We start from the raw sequence: 5,297 nt of genomic DNA on the forward strand, positions 1-5,297 counted from the left end.
ATCAGGACCTGGCCGTTGTACAAGGCGGGATTGGCCGTGATCAGCCCGGCCCAGTGCGCGTCGATCCGGGCCCGCTCGGCTACCGCCCATGGCCATGGGCCTTCATCCAGGCGCGCCACCACCTCGTCGACTTGGCAAAGCGTCGGTTGGCCCGTCATCAGGTGGCTCCGCTGGTGCCGCGTGGGGCTGGGAAGGGAAGGGGCGGCCGGGCGAGGGCCCGCTAGCGCTCGCCCGGATGGGCCAGAAGCCAGGTATAGGCGGCGTTGATCTCCTTCAGCCGCTCCTCCTGGCGCCGGTCACCGCCATGCAGGTCCGGGTGGTGCTGCTTGGCCAGCGACTTGTAGCGGGTCTTCAGCTCAGCCACCGTGAAACCCGGCTCCAGGCCCAGCGTGCGGGCATGGGACTGGGCGGTGGTCGGCGGCCGCTTGGGCGGCTCCGGCCGGTGCCGGGTGAAGCCGTGGGCGTGCAGGAGCTCGAACGGGTCCTTCAGGCGTAGGTCGGCCGTGTTCAGGCCGGGCGGCCAGGTGGGCCGGCTCCAGGTCACGTCGTCGCGGCGCATCGCCTCGATCTCGTCGCTGTTCATGCCCTGGAAAAAGTCCCAGTTCCGGTTGAACTCGCGCACGTGTTCCAGGCACAGCCATTGGTATTCGCGCAGCGAAGCGCGGGAGCGCGGCGCGCGATACTCGCCGCAGGCGTCACAATTGGGCCAGGCGCAGCCGCGCGACGGGCCCTCCATCCGGGCGCCGCCGCGGACATGCTGGCGCCCGGCGGCCGCGTGGAGCGGCTCCTCGGCGATCATCCGTGCCCTGGTTCGTGCAGTCGTGCTGGTCATTGTTCGGTATGTCTGGGAATGCCGCATAATGGTGATGGCCAGCGGGCCGGACAAGGGCGCCGATCACCCGGCAAGTGCAGGCCTGAGCGGAGCCGCCCGCCCTTGCGCTCCCGCGCCAGCCGTGCCTTCGGTGCCGGAAGAACCGCCACCAAGGAAACGCCAGGATGTCGGACCAGCTCCCCAGCTCCATGCGCCATGTCAGGATCACCCGCCCGGGCGGCCCCGAAGTCCTGGAGATCGCCCGGATGCCGGTGCCGCAGCCAGGCCCGGGCGAGGTGCTGATCCGGGTGGCGAGTGCCGGCGTCAACCGCCCAGACGTGTTCCAGCGCATGGGCGCCTACCCGCCGCCGCCCGGTGCTTCCGACGTGCCCGGGCTGGAGGTCGCGGGCGAGGTGGTGGCGCTGGGCCAGGGCGTGGCGGGCGTGGCGCTTGGCGATGCGGTCTGCGCCCTGGTCGCATCCGGCGGCTATGCCGAATACTGCACCGCCCCGGCCGAGCAGGTGCTGCCGGTGCCGGAGGGCTGGGGCACGGTCGAGGCCGGCGGCCTGCCGGAAACCTTCTTCACCGTCTGGACCAACGTGTTCCAGCGCGGCCGGCTGCGGCAGGGCGAGCGGTTCCTGGTGCATGGCGGCAGCTCGGGCATCGGGGTGACGGCGATCCAGCTCGCCTATGCGTTCGGCGCGCAAGTGTTCGCCACCGCCGGCTCCCCGGACAAGGTCCGGGCCTGCGAGGAATTGGGGGCCACGCGCGGGATCGACTATCGCCGGGAAGACTTCGTGGCCGTGGTCCGGGAAGCCACCGGCGGCAAGGGGGTCGACCTGATCCTGGACATGGTCGGCGGCTCTTATGTCTCGCGCAACCTAGACGCCGCCGCGGTGGAAGGCCGGATCGTGCAGATCGCCTGGCTGGAAGGCAGCCGGGTGGAGGCCGACTTCACCCGGCTGATGGCCAAGCGGCTGACCTGGACCGGCTCGACGCTGCGCCCGCGCTCGGTCGCGGAGAAGGGCCAGATCGCGCGCGAGTTGCACGAGCAGGTCTGGCCGGTCCTCTCGGCCGGCCGGATCCGCCCGGTGGTCCACGCGGTCCTGCCGCTCGACCAGGTGGTGGAAGCGCACCGGCTCATGGAGAGCTCGGCCCATATCGGGAAGATCCTGCTGGTGCCGTAAGCCAGGCGAGCACGCCCTCGGCCGCGGCGACGCCGGTCGAGAAGCAGGCCTGGAGCAGGTAGCCGCCGGTCGGTGCCTCCCAGTCCAGCATCTCGCCGGCGGCGAACAGGCCGGGGATGCGGCGCAGCATCAGCCGCTCATCGAGCTCGGTCAGTGCCACGCCGCCAGCACTGCTGATCGCTTCCTCGATTGGCCGCGTGCCAGTCACCGGCACGGGCAGGTCCTTGATCGCCCGCGCCAGCTCGGCGGCACCCAGCTCCGGACCGTGGCCCAGCTCGCGCAGGAGGAAGGGCACGATGAGAGGCAGGCGCAGGCTGCCGGTGAGCCAGGTCGAAAAGGAGCGGCTGCCGCGTGGCCGGGCCAGCCTGGCCTCGACCTGCGACAGGGTGAGGTCGGGCTTCAGGTCGAGGCGGAGCGTGGCGGTGCCGCCCGTCTCCATCTCCTCGCGCAGGGCGCGGCCCAGCGCGTAGACGAGCTGACCCTCAACCCCATAGCCGGTCAGCACCAGTTCGCCCCGGGCCGCCGCACCCCCGGCACGCCCCGCCAGGTTCTTGAGCGGGATGCCCTGCAGCCGCTGGCGGGCCAGCTCGGACCAGGGCACCAGCATGCCGACATTGGCCGGCCGCAGCGTCCGGACGCTCACCCCCAGGTCACGGAGCATCGGGACCCAGGCGCCGTCCGAGCCCAGCCTCGGCCAGCTTGCCCCGCCCATCGCCAGGATCGCCGCATCCGGGCGGAGCTCGCAAATGCCGTCCGGTCCCTGCAGCCGCAACAGCCGGTCAGAGCCGATCCCGACCAGCCGGGTGCGCAGCTTCGAGGTCACACCCAGCCGCTCTAGTCGTGCCAGCCAGGCCCGCACCAGGCTGGTCGCCTTCAGCGCGCGGGGGAAGACCCGCCCGCTCGTGCCGATGAAGGTCTCGGCGCCCAGACCGTCGGCCCAACTGCGCAGCGCATCCGCGTCGAAGCGCGCCAAATGCGGCTGCAGCCAGGACTGTTCACTGCCGAAGTGAAGGCAAAGTCGTTCGACCGTGCCGACATGGGTCAGGTTCAGGCCGCCTCTGCCGGCGATCAGGAATTTTCTCGCAGGGCTGCGCGAACCCTCCACGATGACTGGAGATATTCCTCGTTCGGCTAGTCGCTCGGCAGCAATCAGGCCCGCGGGCCCCGCCCCGATCACCACGACTCGTGGCGCGCCGGGGCGGTGCGGCCAGTTCTTATCGGTATTTGCAACCATCGATTGCCATGATAATGCGCGTTTCACCTTTAGTCATGCAGAGGAGTACTCCATGACCTTGGACGAACTGACTTCGGCGGTCGCAGAGAAGGCCGGCATCACCAAGGCCGACTCGACGAAGGCGGTGCGCGCCATCCTGGACAGCATCCAGACGGCGCTCAAGGGTGGGGACAAGGTCACCATCACCGGCTTCGGCTCGTTCGAGGTGGTGGAACGCGCTGCGCGCGAGGGCCGCAACCCGCAGACCGGCAAGACCATCAAGATCGAGGCCTCCAAGGCGGTGCGCTTCAAGCCCGGCAAGGGCCTCAAGGACTCCGTCGCCTGACACTCGGGCATCCCGCATCGGCCGCGCCCAGTAGACGGCCAATAATCGCGGGGCTGCCATGCCTCCCAAACCGGCTGATGCGGGCCGACTCCCAGTCATGGCACAGTCATGCTATGACCATCATCATGACGATGGCAATCACATCTTTGGCTGAGTTCGCCTTCAGGTTGCTCGGCGCCGCAGGCCGGATCCGGCCGGGCCACCCTGGTGCAGCCGGAGTGCCGAGCCGCACATCCCTCCCATTTCCCGCCAGCAGCAAGGGCACTGCCCGGGTAACTAGGGCCCCTTGGTCCTTGAGCCAGTCGAGGGTGGCAGTGAGGCATAGGACGGCCACGACGGAACTGGCCCACTTTTCGTAGCAGGTGGCAACTGCCCGCCACTCCTTCAGCCTTGCCCAGAGGCGCTCGACACAGGAGCGGTTGTGGTAGATCCAGGCGGGGCAGGCGACCAGCACCTCGTGCGGCTGCGTGGGGATCGCCGGGCGGCTGCCCAGGTTCCAGATGTGCTCGCGAAAGGCATCGCTGGGATAGCCGCGATCGGCCACCACCCAACGTGGCACACCTAGCAGCCGGTCGAGCAGCCCGACCGCCTGGGCAGTTCATGAGCCTGTCCTGGGGCGAGACTGAAAGCAACGGCACGACCACTGCCCATCCGTCAGCGCACCCGTCATCCGATCCATCTGCTGCTCGAGGCATAGCAGACGGGAACGGACTTCAGGAGCTAACGGGGGCTTGGCCGGTCCCGGCGGGTCATCACGTCGCTGCCGTACGCGGCGGCTCCTGCCGCCGGGGAGGAACCGGCCGCGTGGGCCGTCCATCCCGGGCTGGGCCACGCCCAGGGGCGCGCACCTACACCCAGACGAGCGACCGGCCGGTGGCGGTCCTGGCCGCGGAGCCGGACATCAGCCAGACCACCACCCGCTGCCGGAAAGTCCGGCGGGAGGTGCATGACCGACCTCACGCGGTCGAGCGGCTGGCGAGCGGCCAGTCGCTGCAGGAGGAAAGGGCTGTCGGTGAACCGCGTCGGTACTGGCCTTGCTGTTCGACGACATCGTCCTGGTCATGCGCCGCTGCGTCCGGCCCAGCCTGTCGCACAGCGCCATCCATCGCTGCTCGGGGGCGCCACGGCCTGAACCGCCGCCCATCTCTGGCCAAGCCACCGGTCGGCCGCTTCGCCGGTGCCTCGATCGGCTTCATCCATCTGGAAGTCCGACATCTGCTGGACCTCCGACGGCAGAAGGCTCATCCCTTTGTCTCGATTGACTGCGCCACCCGCTATGTCCGCCTGGAAGTGCAGCCCTGCTGCGATGCCGCCGCCGCTGCCGTTCTCAAGCGCTTCTTCGCCCACTTCCCCCATCCGGTACATACTGTGCTGGCCGACAATAGCCTGCTCCGTACCCGGTCCGCAGGCAGTGAGACCATCGACCGCTCTGCCGTCGACGTGCAAGGCAAGCCTCTGCTGGATGGTTCGCCATTCCTCTTCGCGGGCAAGTATCGAGTTGCAGACATGGCCCGCAGCCGCTGGCTGTACCGCGCCGCCTCGCCTGATCGCCGTTCCAGATCCGGAGTTGGCGGTGGGTGGCGCAGTCTCCCCCGCGGAGCACGCTCGGGTTCATGCCGAGGTAGGCGACACGGTAGTCCAGACTGGTAAAGCGCTCGGGTCCCACCGTTGCCCTAAGAGCCTGTTTGAGAATGGGTTGGGGGGGATCTGGGTGTGGTGGAAGCTCGGGATGTGGACCCG

Annotated in this window: 5 protein-coding genes and 1 pseudogene; 2 read left to right on the top strand and 4 right to left on the bottom strand. The window is 69.3% G+C overall.

The window, feature by feature from the left end; genetic code table 11:
* Window positions 1-220: 220 nt before the first annotated feature.
* Entirely contained in the window at window positions 221-799 is a 579-nt protein-coding gene (locus EQG76_RS14735) for a J domain-containing protein (protein ID WP_235031374.1), read from the bottom strand.
* Window positions 800-996: 197 nt separating this feature from the next.
* Between EQG76_RS14735 and EQG76_RS14740 the strand changes: the two genes are divergently transcribed.
* The gene (locus tag EQG76_RS14740; RefSeq protein ID WP_159714775.1) at window positions 997-1,998 is read left to right on the top strand and encodes an NAD(P)H-quinone oxidoreductase; all 1,002 of its coding nucleotides are present in this window, start codon (window positions 997-999) and stop codon (window positions 1,996-1,998) included.
* On the opposite strand, the gene EQG76_RS14745 is transcribed toward EQG76_RS14740, so the two are convergent.
* Window positions 1,952-3,232, bottom strand: a complete 1,281-nt coding sequence (locus EQG76_RS14745; protein ID WP_159714776.1) for a BaiN/RdsA family NAD(P)/FAD-dependent oxidoreductase — start codon at window positions 3,230-3,232, stop codon at window positions 1,952-1,954. The two genes, EQG76_RS14740 and EQG76_RS14745, sit on opposite strands and share 47 nt — an antisense overlap.
* Here EQG76_RS14745 and EQG76_RS14750 point away from each other — a divergent pair.
* Complete coding sequence (locus EQG76_RS14750; protein WP_255476531.1) at window positions 3,231-3,557, top strand: HU family DNA-binding protein; 327 nt, start codon at window positions 3,231-3,233, stop codon at window positions 3,555-3,557. The genes EQG76_RS14745 and EQG76_RS14750 overlap by 2 nt on opposite strands.
* Window positions 3,558-3,849: 292 nt before the next feature.
* Here EQG76_RS14750 and EQG76_RS32245 read toward each other — a convergent pair.
* Window positions 3,850-4,205 (bottom strand): annotated as a pseudogene (locus tag EQG76_RS32245) (transposase); the annotation flags it as partial.
* 411 nt (window positions 4,206-4,616) lie between these two features.
* On the bottom strand, window positions 4,617-5,003 hold the full coding sequence (locus tag EQG76_RS14760) for a hypothetical protein (protein WP_159714778.1): 387 nt from the start codon (window positions 5,001-5,003) through the stop codon (window positions 4,617-4,619).
* Between the last annotated feature and the right edge of the window lie 294 nt (window positions 5,004-5,297).

The organism is Geminicoccus flavidas (genome assembly GCF_009806515.1).
GTDB lineage: Bacteria > Pseudomonadota > Alphaproteobacteria > Geminicoccales > Geminicoccaceae > Geminicoccus > Geminicoccus flavidus.